The organism is Sporosarcina ureae (assembly GCF_002101375.1).
GTDB lineage: Bacteria > Bacillota > Bacilli > Bacillales_A > Planococcaceae > Sporosarcina > Sporosarcina ureae_B.
The window spans coordinates 2,051,309-2,071,064 of the sequence record NZ_CP015207.1 but is presented as its reverse complement, the minus strand read 5'-3'; the positions used below and the strand labels follow the sequence as shown (position 1 = coordinate 2,071,064).

Annotated in this window: 17 protein-coding genes; 5 read left to right on the top strand and 12 right to left on the bottom strand. The window is 41.6% G+C overall.

Features of this window, described 5'->3' with window-relative positions:
- Positions 1–36 precede the first annotated feature (36 nt).
- Together SporoP8_RS10220 and SporoP8_RS10215 are read left to right on the top strand one after the other, a co-directional pair.
- Positions 37–987 (top strand): ABC transporter ATP-binding protein, encoded by a 951-nt coding sequence (locus tag SporoP8_RS10220; protein ID WP_085132396.1) that lies wholly within the window; start codon positions 37–39, stop codon positions 985–987.
- Entirely contained in the window at positions 980–2,497 is a 1,518-nt protein-coding gene (locus SporoP8_RS10215) for an ABC transporter permease/substrate-binding protein (RefSeq protein WP_085132395.1), read from the top strand. The genes SporoP8_RS10220 and SporoP8_RS10215 overlap by 8 nt, the downstream gene beginning before the upstream one ends.
- Positions 2,498–2,737: 240 nt before the next feature.
- On the opposite strand, the gene SporoP8_RS10210 is transcribed toward SporoP8_RS10215, so the two are convergent.
- Positions 2,738–3,967, bottom strand: a complete 1,230-nt coding sequence (locus SporoP8_RS10210; protein WP_232319255.1) for an acyl-CoA dehydrogenase family protein — start codon at positions 3,965–3,967, stop codon at positions 2,738–2,740.
- A 415-nt stretch (positions 3,968–4,382) separates the two neighbouring features.
- Here SporoP8_RS10210 and SporoP8_RS10205 point away from each other — a divergent pair, with 415 nt between their 5' ends.
- Entirely contained in the window at positions 4,383–4,985 is a 603-nt protein-coding gene (locus tag SporoP8_RS10205; protein ID WP_085132394.1) for a hypothetical protein, read from the top strand.
- Between the two features lie 51 nt (positions 4,986–5,036).
- Here SporoP8_RS10205 and SporoP8_RS10200 read toward each other — a convergent pair whose 3' ends face one another.
- Entirely contained in the window at positions 5,037–5,474 is a 438-nt protein-coding gene (locus SporoP8_RS10200; protein WP_085132393.1) for a GatB/YqeY domain-containing protein, read from the bottom strand.
- 271 nt (positions 5,475–5,745) lie between these two features.
- On the opposite strand from SporoP8_RS10200, the gene SporoP8_RS10195 reads away from it, so the two are divergent.
- A complete protein-coding gene (locus SporoP8_RS10195) occupies positions 5,746–7,938 on the top strand; it encodes a DNA topoisomerase III (RefSeq protein WP_085132392.1) in 2,193 nt (730 codons plus the stop codon).
- A 484-nt stretch (positions 7,939–8,422) separates the two neighbouring features.
- Here SporoP8_RS10195 and proS read toward each other — a convergent pair whose 3' ends face one another.
- The 4 genes from proS to SporoP8_RS10175 form a co-directional block, all read right to left on the bottom strand.
- Complete coding sequence (gene proS / locus SporoP8_RS10190; RefSeq protein ID WP_085132391.1) at positions 8,423–9,859, bottom strand: proline--tRNA ligase; 1,437 nt, start codon at positions 9,857–9,859, stop codon at positions 8,423–8,425.
- 159 nt (positions 9,860–10,018) lie between these two features.
- Positions 10,019–11,308: a cation:dicarboxylate symporter family transporter gene (locus SporoP8_RS10185; protein WP_085132390.1), complete on the bottom strand. Its 1,290-nt coding sequence runs from the start codon at positions 11,306–11,308 to the stop codon at positions 10,019–10,021.
- A 98-nt stretch (positions 11,309–11,406) separates the two neighbouring features.
- A complete protein-coding gene (locus tag SporoP8_RS10180; RefSeq protein ID WP_085132389.1) occupies positions 11,407–12,282 on the bottom strand; it encodes a response regulator in 876 nt (291 codons plus the stop codon).
- A complete protein-coding gene (locus tag SporoP8_RS10175) occupies positions 12,279–13,553 on the bottom strand; it encodes a sensor histidine kinase (RefSeq protein WP_085132388.1) in 1,275 nt (424 codons plus the stop codon). The genes SporoP8_RS10180 and SporoP8_RS10175 overlap by 4 nt, the downstream gene beginning before the upstream one ends.
- Before the next feature lie 141 nt (positions 13,554–13,694).
- Between SporoP8_RS10175 and SporoP8_RS10170 the strand changes: the two genes are divergently transcribed.
- A complete protein-coding gene (locus SporoP8_RS10170; RefSeq protein WP_085132387.1) occupies positions 13,695–14,345 on the top strand; it encodes an SDR family oxidoreductase in 651 nt (216 codons plus the stop codon).
- Positions 14,346–14,556: 211 nt separating this feature from the next.
- On the opposite strand, the gene SporoP8_RS10165 is transcribed toward SporoP8_RS10170, so the two are convergent.
- From SporoP8_RS10165 to SporoP8_RS10140, 6 genes are all read right to left on the bottom strand, one after another.
- Positions 14,557–15,405 carry an ABC transporter permease subunit gene (locus SporoP8_RS10165; protein WP_085132386.1) on the bottom strand — a complete coding sequence of 283 codons (849 nt, stop codon included), beginning with the start codon at positions 15,403–15,405 and terminating at the stop codon, positions 14,557–14,559.
- A complete protein-coding gene (locus SporoP8_RS10160) occupies positions 15,405–16,193 on the bottom strand; it encodes a PhnE/PtxC family ABC transporter permease (RefSeq protein WP_085132385.1) in 789 nt (262 codons plus the stop codon). The genes SporoP8_RS10165 and SporoP8_RS10160 overlap by 1 nt, the downstream gene beginning before the upstream one ends.
- Before the next feature lie 13 nt (positions 16,194–16,206).
- Positions 16,207–16,989, bottom strand: a complete 783-nt coding sequence (phnC, locus tag SporoP8_RS10155; RefSeq protein ID WP_085132384.1) for a phosphonate ABC transporter ATP-binding protein — start codon at positions 16,987–16,989, stop codon at positions 16,207–16,209.
- A 77-nt stretch (positions 16,990–17,066) separates the two neighbouring features.
- Positions 17,067–18,110 (bottom strand): PhnD/SsuA/transferrin family substrate-binding protein, encoded by a 1,044-nt coding sequence (locus SporoP8_RS10150; protein WP_085132383.1) that lies wholly within the window; start codon positions 18,108–18,110, stop codon positions 17,067–17,069.
- Between the two features lie 113 nt (positions 18,111–18,223).
- Complete coding sequence (locus SporoP8_RS10145; RefSeq protein ID WP_085133608.1) at positions 18,224–19,021, bottom strand: PHP domain-containing protein; 798 nt, start codon at positions 19,019–19,021, stop codon at positions 18,224–18,226.
- A complete protein-coding gene (locus tag SporoP8_RS10140) occupies positions 19,011–19,736 on the bottom strand; it encodes a phosphonate C-P lyase system protein PhnL (RefSeq protein WP_085132382.1) in 726 nt (241 codons plus the stop codon). The genes SporoP8_RS10145 and SporoP8_RS10140 overlap by 11 nt, the downstream gene beginning before the upstream one ends.
- Between the last annotated feature and the right edge of the window lie 20 nt (positions 19,737–19,756).

Sequence of the window (19,756 nt, the reverse complement as noted above, 5' to 3'; positions counted from 1 at the left end):
ACTATGTGAAAATCATAATAAAAAGGGAGGGATTCGATGATTCGTTTTGAAGATGTTTCAAAGAGTTATGATATGTCACGCTTAGTCGTGGAATCAGTGAATTTAGAAATTCAGCGCGGGGAGTTTCTTGTACTAGTGGGACCAAGTGGTTGCGGGAAGACCACTACGCTTAAGATGATCAACCGACTGATTCCACTTACAAAAGGTACGATTTGGCTCGATGGCAAGCGAATCAGTGATTATCCAATCCATGAGCTTCGTTGGCAAATCGGCTATGTATTACAACAAATCGCCTTGTTTCCGCATATGACAATCGAAGAAAACATTGCAATTGTCCCTGAACTGGTAGGGTGGAAAAAGAAAGATATCCGCGCACGTATAACGGAACTACTTGAAATGGTCGGATTAGATCCCGAAGTGTACCGAAAGCGTAAACCGAATGAATTGTCAGGCGGTCAGCAACAGCGAGTAGGCGTTGTACGCGCACTGGCGGCAGACCCAGATATTCTATTAATGGATGAACCATTCAGCGCACTGGATCCAATTAGTCGCTTGAAACTTCAGGATGATCTGCTGGACTTACAGCATAGAATTCAAAAGACTATTGTATTTGTTACGCATGATCTACAGGAAGCATTTAAATTAGGCGATCGTGTCTGTATCATGAATGAAGGTAAAATTGAGCAAGTTGCAACACCGCAAGAAATTCTCACCAAACCTGCATCACCGTTCGTGCGTGAATTTACAGCATCAGCTGCGGCCCGCACATTTTCTATTGCGGATCATATAGAAGAAATCCCGACAGATCTATCACTGTCTTTTGCAATTCCCATTGATTCTGAATGGGGACCACTCTTGCAGTTCTTAGCTTCTGAAGATCAAGTTGCGATTAAACAAAATGGACAAGTTATTGGTATGGTTACCCGAAAAGGAATTCTACATTTCCTAGCGGAGCAGTCACTGAAAGGAGGAATATCTAATGAATAGTTTTCTAGATGTTCTTCAAAATCGGCGTGGTCAATTACTAGAAGCTCTGATCGAACATATTCAAATTTCATTAATCTCCTTATTAATTGCCGTGTTGATTGCTGTTCCACTTGGCATCTATTTGACAAATCGGCGAAAAATGGCGGAATCTGTCATTGGCGCAAGTGCTGTATTGCAGACAATCCCTTCTCTTGCGCTGCTCGGTCTATTGATTCCCTTATTCGGTATAGGAAAAGTACCTGCAATTATAGCGTTAGTCGTCTATGCGTTGTTGCCTATCTTGCGCAATACATATACGGGCATTAAAGAGGTCGACCCTTCACTTAAAGAAGCAGCGACTGCGATGGGAATGAATACCCGAAAAAGGCTGATGAAAGTCGAATTACCGCTAGCAATGCCAATTATCATGGCAGGTATTCGTACTTCCATGGTACTAATCGTCGGAACCGCAACATTAGCTGCTTTGATTGGCGCTGGTGGCTTAGGTGAATTGATCTTACTTGGAATCGATCGTAATAATCCATCATTAATCGTGCTAGGCGCTATCCCTGCAGCATTACTTGCACTATTCTTCGATTTCCTACTAAAGACATTCGAAGGTCTTTCGTTCAGAAAAGCGATTACCGCATTTGTAACTTTCGTTATTGTAGCGGTCTTGATGATTGCGGCTCCATTCATAGGCGGTAACTCCAAACAAGAAATAGTCATTGGTGCCAAGCTTGGCGCAGAACCCGAAATTCTTATTAACATGTACAAACTATTAATTGAAGACCAAACTGATCTCTCTGTGGAATTAAAACCAGGTCTCGGTAAAACGTCATTCGTCTTCAATGCACTGAAATCAGGAAGCATCGATTTGTACCCTGAGTTTACAGGTACGGCTATATCCGAGTTCTTGAAGGATAAAGCTGTCAGCAACGACCGTGACGAAGTGTATGAGCAAGCTCGAAAAGGATTAGATGAACAATTTAATATGACATTCCTGACACCGATGTCTTTCAATAATACGTATACTCTTGCCGTTTCCAAAGCATTCCAAGAAGAGTACGGACTCAAAACAATTTCTGATCTAGCCGCAGTTGAACAGGCTGTAAAAGCGGGCTTCACTCTCGAATTTAATGACCGGGAAGATGGATACCTCGGCATTCAAAAGCTTTATGACATTACGTTCCCTTCCATCCAAACGATGGAACCGAAGCTGCGCTATCAAGCTATAGAGACTGGCGAAATCAACTTGATGGACGCCTATTCGACTGATAGCGAGCTACGCGAATATGATTTGTCAGTTCTCAAAGACGACAAAGAACTGTTCCCTCCGTATCAAGGCGCACCATTGCTTCGAAAAGATACGTTGATGAAGTATCCCGAACTTGAGGATGCGTTAAATAGCCTTGCTGGAATCGTAACGGACGAGGAAATGCGTGAAATGAATTATCAAGTGAACGCGGAAGGTGCTAACGCGAAAAAAGTAGCAGAGGCATTTTTGAGAGAACAAGGGTTGTTGGAGTAGCGCTTACAGTTTGATCGTTGTACGTATTGAGCGGTTACATGGCAGGTATGAGCGTTTGTGGTGCCTGATAGAGCGCTTGGACACCCTCTTAGAGCAGTTAACCGAACACGTAGAGCGCTTTATACGGATTAATGAGCAAAATCGCACAATACTCGCCTACGCACGACGATATTTATCTATAAAAACCACAAACAGTCACCCGCAGATATACTCTGCCGGTGACTGTTTAATTGTATTCAATTAATCCATCCAAGGTACTTCTATCATGGTACGGCCAATCCACTCACGCAACACTTCGTTTGTCGGCCCCATAATAGCACCAGCACGCCCGTCACGGACAAACTTCTCTACCTGACCCGTCATATAACCACGGCCACCTGACACTTGCAACGCTGAATTGGTAACATCAATCACCATATCTGCTGCATGCGTCTTCAGCTGCCATAATGGATATAAACACTCCGATAATTCCTTACCTTCTTTATTACAACGGTCCATCGCTTCTGTTGTACGATACAACATACTACGTGCGCTATCGACTTTAATTTGCGCCTTCGCCAACTCATGACGAATCACTTGATAATCTGTAACGGATGAACCTGTATCTGCGTGTACCCTGCGTTTAGCGCCATCTGTTGCCATATTCAAAGCACCTTGTGCAATACCAACCCAGCAAGCTGCTGAACCTAATAAGAATAGAGGATCGATCGTGTTGTCATTGAAATAGCCCATACCGCCTTCGCCACCAATACGGTTTTCAAGAGCAACTTGCACCTCTTTAAAGTTCATCGGACCACTTGCATTGCCGCGTAGCCCCATTGCATCAAACGGAAATGCTTCGACACCCTGCTGATCATTTTCTACCAACAAGAACATCAAATTATCGGGATCATCTGTTTCAGGTGATGTCGTTGCAACTAAATAAAAGTCTGCTTCTCCACCACTTGTGACGAATGACTTTTCTGCATCCAACAAATAACCGTTTGCTTTTCGTATCGCTTTACTACCGATATTCCAGAAGTGCCCTCCTGTCGCTCTTTCGCTAAACGCTAGGCCACCGATTTGCCCGTCACGCAGGCGTGGCAATAAACGTTGACGCTGTTCTTCTGTTCCCGCTTCATAGATTGTATGCGCTGTTGTCATATGCATAACCCAGCACATCGTCGTAGACGGGCAATAATGCGCAAAGCTTTCGGAAAGAACTGCGAATGCTGTGAATCCGTCTTTCAGACCACCCGCTTCAACTGGGATGGTAACAGCCGAATAACCAGACTTCGCCACTTCACGTAAACTTTCGCGCGGATACATTTTCTCTTGATCAGAAATAAGTGCACGCGGTAGCAGTTCTTTCTTGCCTAACGCATGTGCAGCTTTTTGTAATTCTTCATGCCCTTCTGGACAAGTCCACCATTCGGGAATTTGCATAATTCCTTCTTGTTGTTTTTCTTTTTCCATTACAGCATTTTTCATCAAAATTACCACTCCATTTTATCATTTGCCTACCTTTTTATTAACAAGCAAGTAGACAGTTATCTTTCAACTTTATCATTCTTTATGAAATAGTAAAGATTAATATGAAAATTAAATACTATATTTAATTTTCATTTAAGAAATATACCTACTGAATTCATTCAACTCTTCAATATAACTTGTCACTTCCACTTCATATACATGTATTGATATCAAAGAATGTACGACAGTATATAAGCTGTGACAGTCCTATCAATTTCTTTTTATGGGTACGATTTATTTATTATTTCTAGTTAACTATTACTTATTTATCACAAATCGACATATTTCTTGTAAAATACACAACAACACTCGAACATTTCAGACAATACTGTAAAATGTTATAATAAAATGTAAAGATAAGGAGGCATATACGATGAAAAAATGGATGAGTATAGCGCTCTTAAGCTGTATATTATTTCTCAGCGCTTGTGCAGCAACTGATACGAATAAATTGACGATGCCTGAACTTACGGATCGGGAAAAACAAATACTTGAAACAGCTGCCAATATCGCATTTGTCTTTGATTATACAGCTGATCAAAACTATAAAAAGGTAACTCTTTGGGTAGAAAAGTACAAAAAAGGTAAGAAGGTTGCAGAACCGATCAGCGAGTTATCCACTCCGCTGCCTGGAGAATCAACGAAAGGTAGCATCGTTTTGACGGTCACACAAACACTCGAAGAAGAATTATTATTTTCCGCAAGCATAAGCGACGCTAAAGGCTCGGCAAGTGTTCGCAATCAAGAACAACTAAAGAGTATGAACGACATGGCCACTCTATTTACTACCAATCCACAAGAAGGTTTACTTCTATCAGATAACATGTTGTTGGCTGGTATTATCTATACATCTACGACAGAAGGATCACCGACTAGTACGCTATCTAACGATTTTTATGAACAAAAAGAAGGCTCCTTGGACGAATTAAAAGAATACGATGTGGTTTACGTATTACGGGCTTCATTTGAAAAATAAAAGAACTGGATGACAAGTACACGACTTGTCGTCCAGTTCCTTATTAATAGTTCAATTCTGCAAATACTCTTTCACCGCCTGCGAAACAGTCTTTCCTTCCGCACGACCAGCAACTTCCTTCATTACAACACCGATTGTCTGACCCATTGATGCGTCTTGTGGAATGCCTAATGAAGCAATCAATTCTTTTACTTCTTCCACATTCATTTGCTTCGGCAAGTAAGATTCGACAATCGCAATCTTCGCTTTTTCTGCTTCCACGATGTCTTCACGATTGGCTTTTTGACCTTCATCGAGCGATTGTTTTGTTTGCTTAAGCTCACGCTGAACGATTTTGATTTCTTCTTCTTTCGTCAGTTCGCGCTTTAATTCAATCGATTCATTTTGTAGACCTGCACGCAATAAATTAATGACGCCTTTTTTCATCGTGTCTTTTTCCTTCATTGCTGTCCTTATATCGGCCATTAAACGATCTTTTAATTCTGACATTGAAATCCCTCGTTTCTATAGTGTTACTCATAGTATACAAAAAAATCATACGTTCAGTCTTGTATTTTCACTCCATCTGGAATTCTGTTCTCTGCTTAGGAGGCATCTTGTTAATACAATGAACTCACAGAAAGTATGCATCCACCTTAATTGACGAAACTTCCGGTCTGGTTTACACTTTTTAGTAAGTAACTCCTTCATATAGCATAAGGTCTTTAACCTTATCTGTTTGAGGAGTTTTTCGACATGTATATAAAAAGGAGTTCATTATATGAAAAAAAGTGTAGTACTGGCGGAGAAACCTTCCGTGGCACGGGATATTGCCCGTGTACTTAACTGCAATAAAAAAGGTAATGGCTATTTAGAAGGCGATAAATATATCGTGACGTGGGCGCTCGGACACTTGGTGACGCTCGCTGATCCAGAGAATTACGATACGAAATTCAAGACGTGGAAACTAGATGATCTACCGATGATGCCTGAGGATTTGAAACTTACGGTCATCAAACAAACGAGCAAACAATACAATGCCGTAAAAGCGCAGTTGCTCCGCACGGACGTTGCAGATATCATTATCGGTACAGATGCTGGACGTGAAGGAGAATTAGTTGCTCGTTGGATTATCGAAAAAGCGAAGGTTAAGAAGCCGATCAAACGTCTGTGGATTTCCTCCGTAACAGACAAAGCCATTAAAGATGGTTTCGCCCAGTTAAAACCGGGCAAGGCTTACGAAAATTTATTTGAAGCAGCAGTCGCACGTTCAGAAGCCGATTGGTATATCGGTCTTAATGCCACGCGTGCACTGACAACCAAGTTTAACGCACAACTTAACTGTGGACGTGTGCAGACACCTGTCGTTGCAATCATTGCACAGCGTGAAGAAGAGATTAACACCTTCCGCCCTAAAACATTTTACGGCATCGAAGCACAGTCTGACTCGAACTTAAAACTGACGTGGCAGGATGCAAAAACAGGTGATACTCGTTCATTCGACCGTGACAAACTATCTGCTATCGTCAAAAAATCCGATGGAAAACAAGCTGTAATTGAAAATATCGAGAAGAAAGCGAAAAAGACATTCTCACCAGGTCTTTACGATTTGACTGAATTACAGCGTGACGCCAACAAAATGTTCGGCTACTCAGCAAAAGATACACTCAACATCATGCAGAAATTATATGAACAACATAAAATACTTACCTATCCACGCACCGATTCCCGTTTCCTTTCAAGCGATCTCGTTGCCACACTTCCTGAGCGTTTGAAAACAGTCGGCATAGGCGAATATCGTTCACTTACGAATAAAATACTGAAGAAACCGATTAAGACGAGTAAGTCTTTTGTTGACGACAGCAAAGTATCCGATCACCACGCCATCATTCCGACAGAAGAAATCGTATTACTCGACAAATTGTCCGATCGTGAGCGGAAAATATATGATCTAGTCGTCAAGCGATTCTTAGCTGTTCTGTTCCCAGCACATGAATACGAACAATTAACGGTTCATGCAAAAATAGCAGACGAACGTTTCACAGCGCGCGGAAAAACGATTTTGGCTGCTGGTTGGAAAGAAGTGTATAACAACCAATTTGACGAAGAAGAAACTGAACAGGACACGAAAGAACAATTGTTACCTAAGCTCGTAGCAGGCGATCAGTTAGACATCAAACTCATCAAAGAAACATCTGGACAAACGAAGCCCCCTGCCCGATTCAATGAAGCCACACTATTATCTGCCATGGAAAACCCAACGAAATATATGGGCACACAGGATAAGAAATTGGCAGATACATTGAAATCCACAGGTGGACTCGGGACGGTCGCCACACGTGCTGATATTATCGACAAACTCTTCAACTCCTTCCTAATTGAAAAGCGTGGGAAAGACATCCATGTCACGAACAAAGGAAAACAGTTGCTTGAATTAGTACCGGATGAATTGAAGTCTCCTTTGCTGACAGCTGAATGGGAGTTGAAACTAGAGAAGATAGCCAAAGGGCAACTGAAAAAAGAAGATTTCATTAATGAAATGAAAGGCTATACAAAAGAAATTGTTTCAGAGATTAAAGCGAGCGAAGCGAAGTTCAAGCATGATAATATTTCTACGAAAACATGTCCGGACTGCGGTAAGCCGATGCTTGAAGTAAATGGCAAGCATGGCAAGATGCTCGTTTGTCAGGATCGTGAATGTGGTCACCGTAAAAACGTCTCCCGTGTCACGAACGCACGCTGTCCACAATGTAAGAAGAAGATGGAGCTTCGCGGCGAAGGCGACGGGCAAATCTTTACGTGTAAGTGTGGTTATCGCGAAAAGCTTTCTACGTTCAAATCGCGGCGTGAGAAAGATTCAAAAGGTAAAGTCAACAAGCGCGATGTGCAGAAGTATTTGAAGAAGAACAATGATGATGAACCTGTTAACAATCCATTTGCGGATGCATTGAAAGGGTTAAAGCTGGACGACTAATATCAAAAAAAGGCTGGCTATTGTGTTGGGGGGTTGAGTCCAAAGATGTGCTCCTAACACTTCGCTTTAACTCGCAAAAGCCCCCACTACGCGCCAATCCCTTACAACATGAGTGATTGATACTTTTGGTTGTACATTAAAGTAAATGCTGTAATAGCTTTTGAATTTCAGTACTTGAATCTAAATAAGTTAAGGCAAAACAATAATTCACATACTACCTACAGTGAGTGATCTAAGTACCCGCACTATCAATGTAGGATGGAAGCGGAAGCTGGCGGCTCCCGATGGATCAGCCCGATCAGGTGAGACAACCAAAAGGGAGCCTGCGACCTGGTTGGCTCACCGCGGGCCCATGGGAAAGCGTCCGCCAGCTGGAGCTTCAATCCCCAACACAACACCACTTCACTCTCTACAGTATTTGTACTTTAAATCACCAAAAAAGCTGTCCCACGAAAACTTCGTGGGACAGCTTTTGATTTCTCTATTAGTACGCTCTTGCAAACCAAACTGTATGCTTCGACTCATTTCCACAGTTAATACAAGTAGATTTCTCTGCTGGTGGGTTGAACGGAATATTACGTGTCGTAAACTTCGATTCATCTTTGACATGCTCTTCACATGTGTCATCGCCGCACCAGCCTGCAAGGATCCAGCCCGGAGTTACTCCGTTAGTCGCGCTATCTTCAATATGCTTCTTCAGCTCATCCAGCGTGTCGATGTTTGTATGAGAATTTTCGTCACGGAACGTACGAGCATTTTCAAGCAATCGCTTCTGCATCGTCTGTAGTTCTTGCTCGATGCTCGCCACAGCTTCAGCTAGATCCACTGCCACTTTCTCGCCGCCATCACGCGCTTTCATCAATGCTTGATTGTTTTCAAGATCACGTGGCCCAAGTTCTAGACGTACTGGAACACCTTTTAATTCATACTCATTGAACTTGTAACCTGGAGACTGATCAGAATCATCTAAACGGACACGAATGCCTTTAGATTTCAATTCAGCGTAGATTTCGTCCAATTTTTCCATGATCGCCGGGTTCTTCTTCCAAGGACCAACTGGGATTAGCACGACTTGTGTCGGTGCAACGCGCGGAGGCAATACAAGACCTTGCTCGTCACCATGTACCATGATAACCGAACCGATCAAGCGTGTTGATGTTCCCCAAGATGTTGTATGCACGAACTGATGCTTATTTTCTTTTGTTAAGTATTTGATATCAAATGCTTCCGCAAACTTCGTCCCAAGGTAATGTGAAGTTCCGGCTTGTACTGCTTTACCATCTTTCATCATAGCTTCAATCGAGAATGTATCAATAGCACCCGCAAAACGCTCAGATGGTGTTTTCTGACCGTCATATACAGGAATCGCTAGTAGATCTTCTACAACTTCTTTGTAGATTTCCAACATTTGCATCGTTTCATGGCGCGCTTCTTCTTCATCTACGTGTGCAGTATGTCCTTCTTGCCACAAAAATTCTGACGTACGAATGAATGGTAGCGTCTTTTTCTCCCAGCGGAATACGTTTGCCCACTGGTTGATCAGTACAGGAAGGTCACGATAGCTCTTGATCCAGTCGGAATATAAATGGCCAATCATCGTTTCAGATGTCGGACGTAACGCTAAACGTTCTTCCAATTTCTCGCCAGCTGCTTCTGTTACCCATGGCAGTTCTGGAGAAAATCCTTCAATATGATCTTTTTCTTTTTCGAAAAACGACTCCGGAATTAGCATTGGAAAATATGCGTTACGGTGACCCGTTTCTTTAAAACGACGATTCATTTCATCTTGAATATGCTCCCAGATTTCATAGCCGTCCGGTTTAAACGCGATACATCCGCGCACTGGTGTATAATCCATCAAATCCGCTTTCTGGATTGTGTCGATATACCATTTCGTAAAATCATTTTGCTGATTGCTCATTACTTCATTTCCTCCTTAGTAAAAACCGCACTCTTGTTATTCCATACTGCTAATCATATAACAAATCAAGCATTCCTACAATTGAATGCCGTCACAATGCCAGCTCGACGTCATAAACTCCACAAAAAAACTGTCCTCACTCACGAGGACAGCCTTTCATTAAACTAATTTCTCTTCTGCAAAGACAAATTGTGGTTCGCGTTCTACTTTCTCAGGTTCCTCACCAAAGCGACCTTCCCACTTCGACAGTACTACTGTTGCAAGTGCGTTTCCGACTACGTTAACTACTGTACGTGCCATATCTAGCAAACGGTCGATACCCGCGATGAATGCCAATCCTTCAAGTGGAATACCCACTGTTCCAAGCGTTGCAAGTAACACGACGAAAGATACACCAGGTACGCCCGCAATTCCTTTAGACGTAATCATCAGCACTAATACTAATGTAATTTGTTCCGTAATACTCAGCTGAATTCCATACATTTGCGCAATAAACATTGCCGCCAGTGCCTGATAAAGTGTAGATCCATCTAGGTTAAACGAATAGCCAGTTGGTACTACGAAAGATACGATATCTTTTGGACAACCGAACTTTTGCATTTTCTCCATTACTTTCGGTAACACGGTTTCCGAACTGGAAGTAGAAAACGCCAGAATTAATTCGTCCTTCAAAATCTTCATGAAGTGGAAGATGTTCACGCCGACCATCTTCGCGATTCCGCCTAACACGACGACGATGAAGAATATCATCGTAGCATATACGAGAACCATTAATTTCCCCATCGGAATGAGTGATTCCAAACCGAATTTGGACACCGTTACACCAATTAACGCGAATACACCAAACGGTGCGAATTTCATAATCATATTCGTTACCCAGAACATCGCGTCCGCGACCCCTTGGAAAACATCCAGTACCGGTTTGCCGCGCTCTCCGATTGCCGCTACACCTAATCCAAATAATACAGAGAAGAAAATGATTGGCAACATATCACCATTTGCCATCGAGTCTACGATATTACTTGGTACAATGCTGACCAATACATCCATAAAGCCGCCATTCTGCACTTCTTCTGTTGTTTGAACATATTGCGAAATGTCACCTTTTTCAAGAGAAGACATATCAATGCCCTCACCCGGTTTGAAAATATTAGCTGACATAAGACCAACAACAATCGCAATCGTTGTAACAATTTCAAAATATAAAAGCGTTTTACCGCCAAGCTTTCCTAATTTCTTAATATCACCTGTACCCGCTACTCCAATTACTAACGTTGAAATAATAATAGGTACAACAATCATTTTAATCATATTGATAAACATCGTGCCGATTGGCTGCAAATACTTTTCTACGCTAGGATTACCGTAGAAGATTGCACCGACTGCAATACCTAAAACCAATCCAATCAATATTTGGTAAGCCAAAGACAATTTAAATATCTTTTTCATCGATAATCCCCCTTTGACGTTCTCTGAAAACGCTTTCTTTCAGTAACTTATTCATATCTTACGGGGATCCTACAAAATTCTACAATATCCTACAAAAACTATTTTCGTTCTTCCACTGTCTCCATATATAAAACATGCAGAAACTTTTTACTGTTCACTTTGATAGGCTTAATATCGTAAATTTCTTCTTGAATCTGTTTCATTCGCAGACTAATCTCTTGGAAATCAAAAAAACGCGGTGCATAGTATTCAAATTCATCTATCGTATAATCCACTGCCCCAAGTGATGCTAAATGTTCTATTGCGGTCAGAATCGCCCGACGAATTCTTTGCTCCATTGCCTTGCTCTCTTTGGGAATATCTTGGTCAGGTACACCTAGTTTAGTTAAGGTGTCTTCATATAGTCCTTTTAAAGGCGGTAGCTGAATAGCTCGTCGTTCGGTTAATACTTCCATAATGGCTACGATGTCGCGGCTCGCACTGTCACTGAAGATTCCCATATCGTGTAGCTTCTTTAGGACAATATCTTTTACCGGTTGTTGCACTTTTGGCTGCTCAACGGAAGCGAATTGCGCCAATGATTCCCGAATCGTTAGTAAGGAATTTTTCAGGCGTAGCTGTTCCGATGTACGTCGGACTATACTTTGCACTTCTATTTGATTGATCGGCTTATGTATGAAGAACTCTACACCGACTTGATAAGCTTCTCCAACCATTTCTTTATTGACCACTTGGCTCAACATAATGAATTGTCCACTGTAGCCTTCTGTCTTCAACTGTTGAATGGTTTCAATTCCGTCCAATTCAGGCATTAATAAATCAATCAGTACAACGTCTGGAGCCAAGGATAAGATTTGAGGGATAGCTTTTACTCCACTATCCGCCTCTCCAATTACCATTCCTTCTTGCTCGGTCAGGATGTTTTTCAGCATCACGCGGCTTGCTTTGTCATCATCTACAATAAAATACCTCATGCTTCTATCTCCTTCATGATGGATTCCATAGGGATTTTCACGGTTACGTTCAGTCCTTTATCCAGACGTTCTACATCAATAGTACCTTGCATCGCATCAATAATTGCGGAAACATGCGATAACCCGATACCTGTTGCTGCCGTTCCTTGATCCGTAAATTTCGTTGTATAACCCGGTTCAAAAATCACGTCTTCATGTTCAATAGGAATTCCTTTTCCTGTATCATGTACACTAAAATGCACCCATTCCTTATCACTGTCAATTGTAATGAATATACGGCCTTTTCTTTCAATCGCTTCTACGGCATTCGCTGTCAAATTGTTCAACACGGCAAGTAAAGGTACGTGCTGACCCGTTTGAAAATCCTCATTAATTGTAGTTTCTAATACGCATTCCTTACCAATCATTTCACTGTACTTTTCATTTGCAGTGACGACCATGTCGAGTAAATCAGATAAGTAAAACACTTCTATCTGCTGCCGCGTTGTCCACTTTGACAATCCAGCTAAAATACGCTGAGAATCCTTTTTCACTTCGTGGATTTCCTGCGCGATGTGTAATGCCTGGGTGCTAAGCTCCCGTTGATTCTCTTTTTTGAGCTTGCGGTACAGATCATGACTTGACGCGGTGATTTGTTCTATATGATTCATGGATTTTTGCAAATACAATGCTTCCACATATAGTTCTGAGCCTACCCCGAGCATCTCTTCTACACGCTGCTTCTCTTTCGACAATGCCACAGAACTATATAACCCCACTGTGAAAAAACTACGCAATAATGCGACCCCTACTAGTACTCCCCATTCTTGACTATTAAGCAGTGAACTATGCAACCACCAGTTACGCAATGCGTGCTCAGACGTATTGCTAACTACTTCAAATAAGAAAGCTAACGCTCCCAGTCGAAGTGGGAAAGACTTATACTTTTCAAGCCCTACAACATGCCAACCTATCGCTACGATAAAGTAAAATAAAAACACTGGCATATGCAGTAGTAAACTATCAGACAAAGCAGCGCCAAACCATAGCTCTTTCATTACGCGAAATACGACTACAGTAACTGCTGTAACGAACCCTGTACGCAAAACTGAAACAGGCGGATAGATGAGAATCAGTAAAAAGAATACAATACCACCAAGCGCAAAACGGAACATTTCTCCGTCAAACGGCATCACTTTCAATTCACCGGTAAGAGCTGTCATGATTGCAATAAATACAATTCTGGCCGCTTCCGATTGATAGAATTGACGCCACATTAATTTGATATTCATAAGTTCTACTCCTAATAAAATAAGTAATCGTACACGTATTATAGCAACCTGAATACCAATGTACAGTTTTGTAATGGAATAGGACGGGTATAGTAAGAAGGTACATTTATTATATTTATATATCGAAAGGATGAAAATACAGTGAAAGTATTAGTTGTAGGTGCAAACGGTCAAATCGGAAAGCAGCTAGTATCATTGATTCAAGATAGCGATACGCTTGAAGCAAAGGCAATGATCCGTAAGCAGGAACAAGCGGAACACTTTGAGAAGATCGGGGCTGAAACCGTACTTGTAGATCTTGAAGGCGAAGTAAACGACATCGTAAAGGCAGCAGATGATGTAGATGCCATCGTCTTCACAGCAGGCTCCGGCCCCAAAACAGGTCCAGATAAAACTATGATGATTGACCTCGATGGCGCTATCAAAACTATACAAGCTGCAGAAAAAGCCAATGTTAAACGCTTCATCATGATTAGTTCATACGACACTACACGTAAAGCAATCCAGGAAGCGTCGGAATCATTTGCTCCTTACGTTGTGGCAAAACACTACGCAGATGAATGGTTACGCACGACTGATCTAGACTATACAATGATTCATCCAGGTGCTTTAACAAATGACAAAGGAACAGGTAAAGTTGAAGCCGCGACTACTGTCGAACCAAAGGAAGTACCACGGGATGATATAGCGGAAGTCATTATCGCTTGTTTAGAAAACGACTCAACAATCGGCAAAGAGTTCCAAGTAATTGGTGGCGCTACATCGATTAAAGAGGCCATTAATGCATTATAAAAGCAAAAGCCTGTCCGGTATCGACCGTTCAGGCTTTTCTGATTACTTAGCAACTTGTACTAGCAGAATTCTTCCAAAAAACAAAGCAATATAATGGATAATTTAGATACCAACTTTAATCACGGAATAAAGAAACACTGAAGGCCAACTCCCCTTGAGTTGGCCTTCAGTGTACATACTATTCTCCCATTTACAAGGAGAAGTAGAGAACTCAATTTTTCATACTTGCAGGAAAATAGCGGTTTTTCAGCAATGTGGAGATGATCTCCAATACTATCGCTAGTACTAGGATCATATATGTAATCATTCCTACTTCACGCAAATCAAAGTAGAAGCTCGAAGCCATAAACATCTCGAAACCGATACCTCCAGCTCCAGCTGCCGCTCCCATTGCAACTGCTACCGCAAAGTTAATTTCAAACCGCAGAAAAGTCCAGGACATAAGATATGTAAATGTCGAAGGGAGTATGGCATGTACTACAATATGCCACCAACCCGCACCCGTAGCTCTTAACGCCTCGATAATTCCTTTGTCCACTTCCTCAAACGCTTCAGAATAAGCTTTTACTAAATACGCAATAGAATGAAACAGCATGCCAAGCACTGCCGCTTCACTTCCTAATCCAGCTGCAATGGCAAAGATTAATACCCATAAAACCGTTGGGACGGCACGGATAAAGGCCAAAAAAACACGAACAATTTTAGTGATCCATTCATTGGTCAAATTAGTTGCTGCAGTCAGTGCTAGAAAAAACGAAAGAATGGCTCCCAGAATCGTTGATAAAAAGGCGAGTCCAAGCGTGATACTCACTTGATAGAAGGCTTCTCCCCAACCGAAATGACTGAGGGCCGGTTCTAAAAACATAACCCGTAAATTATAGGCTGTTTCTTGGATAGCTTGTTGGATGTCGAGCCCTGTATAATCAAAGAATAGGAAGGCTATGATAGTCAATACAGTTAGAAGGAGTATAGTCAACTGCATTACAAGCTGTACTTGATTGCCCGACTTTATACTAATCCGACCATCACTCCGCCGCTTGATATGTGTTGTCGCTTGCATTACAGAATCACCTTCCGTACATGGTTTGATAGTAGTTCAATGAGGATGACAGCCACGACGATACTGACAGTTACTAATGCCACTCCATGATAATTGAGTGTTTTATAATACAAGTCAAATGTGTAGCCGATCCCTGTCCCTGTCAAGATTCCTACCAACGTAGCATTGCGTATATTCGTTTCAATCATAAACAGTATCCAACTAATCATTTGTGGCAAGCACTCAGGAATGACCGCTTTCATAATAATTTGGATATATGTTGCGCCTGTTGCTTGTAACGCTTCTACCGCACTTTGACTCGACTCATCAATGACCTCAATGAACGCCCGAGTTAGAAAACCGACGGAACCAACGAACAAAGCGAGATACCCTGTCAAAGAGTTCTGCCCAAACGATAGAAGTAAAATCAATGCCCAGGCTACTACGGGGATGTTCCTTGAAAGCGATGCTATAAACCTTGCCAGAATGCCAAGCCCCTTGCTCGTCCCCACCGATTTTGAGCCCATCACTCCTAAGAAAAGTGATAGAATAGTAGCTGTTGTTGTTGCCGCAATAGACATGAGGATAGTTTCAAGTAATTTGTCTAGAATGGTTGGCATACGTTCAAGTGATTCATCAGTGATCACCAAGTTGGAAAATATCCATATAAAAGCTTCTGGTAACGTCGCAAGTCCATGTAAAATATTAAAGTCTGTGATCACGGATGACAGATATGTTAATAATGTTAGAAGAAGGACCACTACGATCATCTGTTGGTTTTTCTTGTATCGCATTCTATTTTCATTCACAATAGTTAGCTCCTCATACCGTTGCTAGTTTTCTTACTACTGGCACAGGCTTTGTCTTAGTACCGTAAATGACATCCGTTCGTTCCATAGTCAATCGATGACTCATCTCATCAAAGACTACTTGTCCTTGCCTGAGCCCTATAATACGATCTGAATAATCGCGTGCCACTTCAACTTGATGCAGATTCACGATACATGAAATACCAAGTTCCACGGTGATGGACTTCAAATGATCCATGATGATTTTAGAAGCATTCGGATCAAGAGAAGCGATAGGCTCATCGCATAAAACAATTTTAGGTTCTTGGATCAATGCACGTGCAATGCCAACTCGCTGTTGCTGTCCCCCACTTAGTTGATCACAGCGCTTATAGGCATGATCAGCAATCCCCAGTTTTTCTAACAAATAAAATGCTCGCTCTTTTTCTTCCTCTGTAAATCTGCCCATAACTCCTTGTAGTGTCGTTTTATACCCAAATCGACCATGTAGAACGTTTTCAATGACAGATAATCTGGGCACCAAATTATAATGCTGAAACACCATACCGATATCCGTTCGCAACTTTCGCAATTCCTTTTTGTTCAACGTCCCTACATCTGCTCCATCAAAGACGACTGCGCCTTCATCAATGTCAACCATTCGATTGATGCATCGAAGCAAGGTAGACTTTCCCGCGCCTGAAGGACCGATGATTGAAATGAATTCACCAGCTTCCACTTCAAAGTTTACATTTTGCAAGACTTTCGTTTGATTGTTATATGATTTCCCAAGTTGTTCTACTGTTAATAAAGACATATCTTCTCGCTCCTCTTTTATTCGAATATATATACAATCAAAGCGTACAATTCTATGCACGCTTTGATTAGACTTACCTATTCATTAAAAAGATTTCGGACCGGGTTAAACCAAGCGTCTTCAACTGGCTCAAAACGCTCTTCTTCTGTTTTATAGAATAAGCCTGCTGCATTAGAATCTTTCGGGACGAAGATTTCTTCGTTATTGGCAAATTCATCTGAAATGAATAGTTTTTGTAATTTATCAAAGTCTTCTTGACCAAGAACATTCGTATTCGCAACAAATGGAGCGTTTAGTACAGGCGTTACTTCCATTAGGGTGAATTCCTTACCGACTACACGATTAAATGGCTCAGCTGCATCTTTTTTCACTTTATATACTGATCCCACTTCATTCTCTTCACCTTCTACCACGTCTACATAGGATTCGACACACGTATCACAAAAAGCCGCCACGTCTGAACTGTCATTCAATACATTCACCGCTGAACCTTGATGGGAATTACCGAATAAGACTTGTGAAAATAGAGGGCCACCCTCCATTAGATCTTCGGAATTCAAGTTTCCATACTTCTTACTTTCAGCAAAATGCTCAATTATCGTTGAGGAAGGAATCACAAACCCTGAAGTTGAGCTATTTGAAACAAATGAAATGCTTTTCTCCGCTAATGTATCTAAAGAAAATTCACCGTTTACTTTAAAATTTTCTTGATCCTCTATGTCTACTGCAAGCCAACTATAATATAAGGCATCGTCCAATGTACCAGACGGGCCAGTGGAAACGACTAACGGCTTATTCGCTTCATTTCCTTTATTCGCTTGGACATACCCTTGCGCACCCATGTAGGCAAGATCCGCGTTATTATTCACCATAGTTTCAATTGCAATTGCATAATCAGTCGTCAATTTGTGCTCTACCGATTTCCCGGTTGTTTCCTCGACAGCTTTTCCAATTTCATCTCGTGCAGTTTTCATGTCATTTCCCGATTCATTCGGATACCAGACGATACTGATAACGTCATCCACTTCTTTTTTTTCCGCCCCTGCTTGGCCACTTGAACATGCAGACATTAGTAAGGTGACTGACGCAAGTATTGCAAAGACCGAATTCAATTTCTTCATCAAGTTCACTCCTCTTCAACTGGTTACTCCACTTTATTGAAACACAGAAAGATAACGCAAGGTGCGTATTTACAGGATCTTTATAGACTCTTTACACCATTTTTATCTGCCCCTTAAAAATTGGAAGGACTCACAATATCGCCCACTTCAATTTCTTTCCCAAATGCACCGTGAAAATCTGAGCCGCCTGTCATTAACAGATGATACTGTTCGGCTAGTTCTTCAACTCGTCTACGATCTTCGGCTGTATGATCAAAGTGATGGCGTTCAATACCGTCAAGTCCAGCCTCCACCAATTCAGGGATCAAATCATATGAATCCAGCTGACCTGGATGCGCAATTACAGCCAATCCGCTGTCAGCTTTAATGGCTTCCACGGCATCATACACATCGATGTATTCTATATCACCTGAAGCGATACCCTGTCCTTTAAATAACTCTTTATATAATTGTTGATAGGCAACGGAAGTAAACGGATCTTCCGTCAGCTCTTTCATAATATGTTGTTTGTAAATTGTTCCGGAAGATTTCGCTGATTCAAGAATTCTATCCTTGTCAAGCAAATAACCGGCCTTTATGATTTGTTCTATTTGCCAAAGCGAGTGAGCATGCCTTCTTTCTAGTAAAGGTTGGCAAATCGATTGGATATGTACTGCATCGGAATCATAGTTGTAACCAAGCACATGTACCTTCCGTTGCCGCCGGAAATCATAAGCTGATATTTCAACTCCGGGTAGTGCCATGATGCCAAATTCCTTACTTGCAGTTCGGATTTCTTCCCATCCGGCTACGGTGTCATGATCGACAAAACTAATATGTGTTAAGCCAGCCTGTACAGCCTTTTGAAAAACAGTAGAAACAGAATCCGAGCCATCTGAATAGTGACTATGAACATGTAAATCAGCTTTCAGAACCAACACCCACCTTATTATCTAGCACGAGTTTTTTCGCCTTCATGTCGAATACTTTGTCACATAACCCTTCCATGAACTCTATATCATGGAAAATCCCTACAAGCGTTGTTCCATTTTTCTTTAGTTTTTCTATCATTTCACGAACTCTTACTTTTGATTGCTGATCTAAACTAGCAGTCGGCTCATCAAGCAATAATAGCCTAGGTTTTTTCACCGTAGCCATGGCAATGTTCAAGCGTAATTTCTCGCCGCCCGAGAAGGTATTTGGATAACTGTCCCATAGTTTGGGATCCAGTTCGAAATGAGCTAACGTTTTTTCAGATTCAACATTGGCTGTTATTTCAGATTCCCCCATTTCCAGCAACGCATTGGTCACTAACTGTCGGCAAGTTGTCCTTGGCATAACATTTAAAAATTGAGATACATAACCTATTTCGTATTTACGCAAGTACAGCATTTGTCGATCGCTCACTTGTGACAAGTCCACAAGTCCAAAGCTCTGTGAGTCGTATAGGATCTCACCTTCATCGGGTAAATACGTACGGTAAATACTTTTTAAGATCGTTGATTTCCCACTCCCACTTTTTCCCACAATACCAATGAACTCACCAGCTTCTAAGGAAAAATGAATATTCTCTGTAGCTGACATGGTTTTGTCTAAATGATGAATAGTGAAACGTTTGCCGAATCCAGCGATTTTCAGTATGGACATCACGATGATGCTCCTCTCCA

What these genes read in the sequence shown, in the direction of transcription:
- SporoP8_RS10200 (WP_085132393.1), bottom strand. Translation starts at nt 5,474, where the DNA reads ATGTCAGAATTAAAAGATCGTTTAATGGCCGATATAAGGACAGCAATG.
- proS (WP_085132391.1), bottom strand. Translation starts at nt 9,859, where the DNA reads ATGAGCAATCAGCAAAATGATTTTACGAAATGGTATATCGACACAATC.
- SporoP8_RS10205 (WP_085132394.1), top strand. Translation starts at nt 4,383, where the DNA reads ATGAAAAAATGGATGAGTATAGCGCTCTTAAGCTGTATATTATTTCTC.
- phnC (WP_085132384.1), bottom strand. Translation starts at nt 16,989, where the DNA reads ATGTCTTTATTAACAGTAGAACAACTTGGGAAATCATATAACAATCAA.
- SporoP8_RS10180 (WP_085132389.1), bottom strand. Translation starts at nt 12,282, where the DNA reads ATGAGGTATTTTATTGTAGATGATGACAAAGCAAGCCGCGTGATGCTG.
- SporoP8_RS10140 (WP_085132382.1), bottom strand. Translation starts at nt 19,736, where the DNA reads ATGTCCATACTGAAAATCGCTGGATTCGGCAAACGTTTCACTATTCAT.
- SporoP8_RS10175 (WP_085132388.1), bottom strand. Translation starts at nt 13,553, where the DNA reads ATGAATATCAAATTAATGTGGCGTCAATTCTATCAATCGGAAGCGGCC.
- SporoP8_RS10220 (WP_085132396.1), top strand. Translation starts at nt 37, where the DNA reads ATGATTCGTTTTGAAGATGTTTCAAAGAGTTATGATATGTCACGCTTA.
- SporoP8_RS10150 (WP_085132383.1), bottom strand. Translation starts at nt 18,110, where the DNA reads ATGAAGAAATTGAATTCGGTCTTTGCAATACTTGCGTCAGTCACCTTA.
- SporoP8_RS10165 (WP_085132386.1), bottom strand. Translation starts at nt 15,405, where the DNA reads ATGCAAGCGACAACACATATCAAGCGGCGGAGTGATGGTCGGATTAGT.
- SporoP8_RS10215 (WP_085132395.1), top strand. Translation starts at nt 980, where the DNA reads ATGAATAGTTTTCTAGATGTTCTTCAAAATCGGCGTGGTCAATTACTA.
- SporoP8_RS10195 (WP_085132392.1), top strand. Translation starts at nt 5,746, where the DNA reads ATGAAAAAAAGTGTAGTACTGGCGGAGAAACCTTCCGTGGCACGGGAT.
- SporoP8_RS10210 (WP_232319255.1), bottom strand. Translation starts at nt 3,967, where the DNA reads ATGAAAAATGCTGTAATGGAAAAAGAAAAACAACAAGAAGGAATTATG.
- SporoP8_RS10185 (WP_085132390.1), bottom strand. Translation starts at nt 11,308, where the DNA reads ATGAAAAAGATATTTAAATTGTCTTTGGCTTACCAAATATTGATTGGA.